Source organism: Bacillus pseudomycoides DSM 12442 (genome assembly GCF_000161455.1).
GTDB classification, from domain to species: domain Bacteria; phylum Bacillota; class Bacilli; order Bacillales; family Bacillaceae_G; genus Bacillus_A; species Bacillus_A pseudomycoides.
In genome coordinates, this window is sequence record NZ_CM000745.1 from 4783056 (window position 1) to 4786897 (window position 3842).

5 protein-coding genes are annotated in these 3842 nt (G+C 32.0%); all 5 read left to right on the plus strand.

Translation table 11 applies throughout. The features are described 5' to 3' along the window. The first annotated feature begins 94 nt into the window (after window positions 1–94). The 5 genes from BPMYX0001_RS24335 to BPMYX0001_RS24355 all read left to right on the plus strand — a co-directional run bounded on the left by BPMYX0001_RS24335 (window position 95) and on the right by BPMYX0001_RS24355 (window position 3318). Window positions 95–316 carry a hypothetical protein gene (locus tag BPMYX0001_RS24335; protein ID WP_016115623.1) on the plus strand — a complete coding sequence of 74 codons (222 nt, stop codon included), beginning with the start codon at window positions 95–97 and terminating at the stop codon, window positions 314–316. Between the two features lie 618 nt (window positions 317–934). After that, window positions 935–1885 (plus strand): hypothetical protein, encoded by a 951-nt coding sequence (locus BPMYX0001_RS24340; RefSeq protein ID WP_006096849.1) that lies wholly within the window; start codon window positions 935–937, stop codon window positions 1883–1885. Between the two features lie 153 nt (window positions 1886–2038). After that, the gene (locus BPMYX0001_RS32780) at window positions 2039–2176 is read left to right on the plus strand and encodes a hypothetical protein (RefSeq protein ID WP_006096850.1); all 138 of its coding nucleotides are present in this window, start codon (window positions 2039–2041) and stop codon (window positions 2174–2176) included. An 87-nt stretch (window positions 2177–2263) separates the two neighbouring features. Further along, window positions 2264–2569: an IS3 family transposase gene (locus BPMYX0001_RS35015; RefSeq protein WP_078212156.1), complete on the plus strand. Its 306-nt coding sequence runs from the start codon at window positions 2264–2266 to the stop codon at window positions 2567–2569. 161 nt (window positions 2570–2730) lie between these two features. Then, window positions 2731–3318 (plus strand): hypothetical protein, encoded by a 588-nt coding sequence (locus tag BPMYX0001_RS24355; RefSeq protein ID WP_006096852.1) that lies wholly within the window; start codon window positions 2731–2733, stop codon window positions 3316–3318. Window positions 3319–3842: the final 524 nt, after the last annotated feature.

A 3842-nucleotide genomic window follows, 5' to 3' on the forward strand; every position in this document is an offset into this window, starting at 1 on the left:
TTTTATGTGAACCTTGCATGTATGGAATATACATCCAATTTTTATGACAAATCGTTTCTTCCGAATGGCACAATCAAGGAAGAGGAGGGGTATTATGAAGAAACATCGTTTTAGAAATCTATTTTTCTGCTTTACAGCTCTTTTAGTGTTATCTGCTTGTCAAAAGTACAACGGTAAGTTAGAACAATGGGGTAGCACTGTTGACACTGTCGATACAGCTAAACTAAAAAGAAATAACATTCCGTATGAAATAAAAGATGGTAAGGTATATATTCCCGAAGATGCCTTTAGCGATGCTACACTGTGTTGTACATAAGCAGTGATGTAAGCCCGTTTCTAAAGGGCGGGGTTTGTTTTACATGGGGTAAGCACCACATGTAAAACAACCTAACAGAGCAGGTTAAACCCAAAACGAAAAAAATGAACTTTGTTGCTATAAAAGGCACAAAATTTTCGTTTTGGGGGTACTTCAAAATCTTAGCTTGATGGGCATAGATCCTAGCTATTATTTGCTGAAGAATTACATAAACATCTTACTTCTTCATTTTTAGAAAAGCTTGTTAGAACAATGTATTACAGCTGGCTATATTTTATGGTTTGATGCATATGTGAATCACCAACAACAAATACATTTACACATGGCAAAAGTTATTTATGTCATAAAGTAAAACGAAAACGACTATTGGGTTCAAGGATCATCCTGAAATTAAATACTATAATTTGAGTTTGATAAATGTATTTTAGAAATTTCAAAGCCTTTAAAATCAATGAAAGACTTTTGTAACATTTATGAAAGTAGTTTGAAAGATTTTTATAATAAGATGAACATATCAAAGGTAATTTAATTTTATTTCACAGTAAAATTATAAGCAATGTACAGTATAATTTCATTTTTATAATTTTATAGAAACACTGAAAGAATAGGAGATATATCATGAATCGTATGAAAAAAATAATTCCCGCAGCATTTGTATTAAGTACAGCTTTATTTGTAGCACCAGGATTTTCTTCAGCGGATACTACTACGAATGTAGGAAATCTTCCAATTGTAGTAGATTCACAAGGATCAAAAGCACCTATGACAGCAGCTCAGGTTGTTAAAAATGGTACGCAACTTCCTTACATTCCTACAGGTCCTTATGAAGAATTTCCTAGTGAATGGCATGTGTCTACAGAAGATGGAAAATTAATTGATTATGTATATGTAGATGTTGTTGCTAAGAGTAATGGAGCAAGAGTTTATGGATTAAAAATAGATGCTAATTCTAAACATAAGATTTTAAAAGCTGATGGTACTTGGCTTAACGTTGGAGAAGAATATGAAAAAACAGGTAACAAAGGAGACGTATTATATACAATAGCAATTCCTAAAACTGATCCAATTTTAGAAGATACTAAATTGAAAAAAGAAGTAAATTGGAAATTAATTGATTCAAATATAGTAGATAAAAATTCAGGTTATCATTGGAGCAAAGCGGTTACAAGTGGTATTTCGCATAATGTAACTGTAGGGTTATCTTATACAATTGGGATGGAAGTAGGTCTTGAGGGGATTGCAACAGTAAATCAATCATTAACTGCAAGTTTTGGTTATGGTATTACTTTAAATTCAGAAAATACAGTTACAAAAACATTTGACTTTAATCCAAAGACTGATTATGCATATGATCAATATAGAACTGCATTATATCAACAGGTAGCTACATATTCAGTTATTCCAGGGGAAAAATTAAAAAAATGGACGTCTGACCAAAATGGTATTTGGGATAATGTTTTCGGTCAACTTGGTGATCAATTTAAGGGTCTTACAAGTCCGACAGAATATAAAGTGAAAAACTCCGTTGACTATCCAGTAGATGTTTTAGTTGCACTTACTTCAAAATAATAAAAAAAGCTAGCATTTTGCTAGCTTTTTTATTATCTCATCCATATAGGATCACCATACATGCCCATCAATTCAAGAGATTTTAATACTCTCAAATACAAAAAAACGTTATCCTTTCTAAACAAGCTAAATTAGAAAGGATGACGTTTTCTTATGAATCTCTCGATTCAAGATGAACTACTACCATTTGCAGAAGAATTACAACGATATGTTACACCTGTATTTTTAGAAGAACTTGCTTATTTTCAATGGGAAAAAGCTACATCTGTCTGCCATAAAGGACCTTTATAATAATGAAATTGTGGCTTATCATATTAGCCATCGTCATGATATACAGTTAGTTATTGATACGTTAAACAAGGAAAAAAACAACGAAACGTGCAAGGGATTCTTTTGCATAGTGATCAGGGTTCCCAGTATACTTCACGCCAATATAATGATTTCCTAAAAAAACATATGATGAAAGCTAGTATGTCCAGAAAGGCGAATTGTTGGGACAATGCTTGTATGGAGAATTTCTTCAGTCATTTCAAAGCGGAGTGTTTTAATCTGAGTTCATTTCGTTCAGTAGAAGAAATTAAATTTGCCGTACATAAATATATTCATTTTTATAACTATCATCGTTTTCAGAAGAAATTAAAAAACCTAAGTCCATACGAATATCGAACTCATGTTCACGAATAATAAAGTTGTTAAAAAATAATAAAGTCATTTCAAAAATAAAATAGATGATTTGAAAAATGGTATTAATTAGAACTTATACTTTTTATCCTGTATGATGAGAATGGGGATATTCCGGTATTTTTATAGTTAAGAAGAAAGTTATTCTAAAAGGGGTAGGTCAGATGTCGGAGAAAGAAGTCGTTCACATTCGAGTAGTTGATAAAGACGGAAACGTACATTATAAGTTTGATGTAACAGAAGAAGACTTAGAAGAAATAAAAGAAAACAATCCTAACATTCGTTTGGTTAAGGATAATGTATATGAGATAGAGGAAGACGAAGAAGGACTAGAAGAACTAAAAGAAGAAATAGAAGAAATAAAAGAAATCTTACAAGAGTTAAAAGAAGACGAAGTGAAGAAGAAGGAAAACAAGAAATGGAGTAAGAAAAAGAAAGTAACCGTCTTTGGTGTACTTTTTATCTTGTTCGTTGTATTTCCTATTATCGAGGGGTATCAGAATAGTAAACTGATAGATGATGGTAAACCGATGGAAGCAGAAATCATAGGTAAACATGTTGAAAAAGAGAAAATCATCTTCACACATCCAACATTAGAATTATTTGTAGATGGTAAATACGATAAGGTATGGGTAAAGAGTGAAACGTATGATAGTGCGGATTTTGGTAATAAAGTTCGTGTTGTCAAGAGTAAAGACGGTACAATCACATTAGACCCTCGATATCAATATGAGGAACTAATCGTAAAGTAGCAATCAAGAAGGGTTATGTTTTTAATATTCGCTTCTCAAATTAAACAACATTATTATTTGCAAAAATCGAAACCATTAAAACAAAAAACAAATTTTAAATAACTTTAATAACCTCCCATCATATTGTTGATGTGAGGTTATTGCCTTTCTGAAGATAAAATTAAAGAGCTTTATTATCTCTATACAACTGGATTTTTGTCTCGTAATGGTCTTAAATTATTGAAATTTGTTTTTTGGTTTAAGTCCCACACATAATCACCTGTCAACGTAATATGTTCCCATCCAAGTGGAGATATATGGGGTACGGAAACGATTCGGGGTATGAGGGGCCACTCTGGGATTTAATTAGGGGTACAGCCGAGATACGTGTAATTTTGAGTTATAGGCTGACTTCTATTTCCAAACGCAACCTATTGAACTTATAACTAGGTTTCGTTACGTCTGTTTATAATAAAGAGCTTGTCATTGTCTATTATGGGTTAACCCTAATCATCCATTAGTTAGTTACTGAAAACACTTTGTTT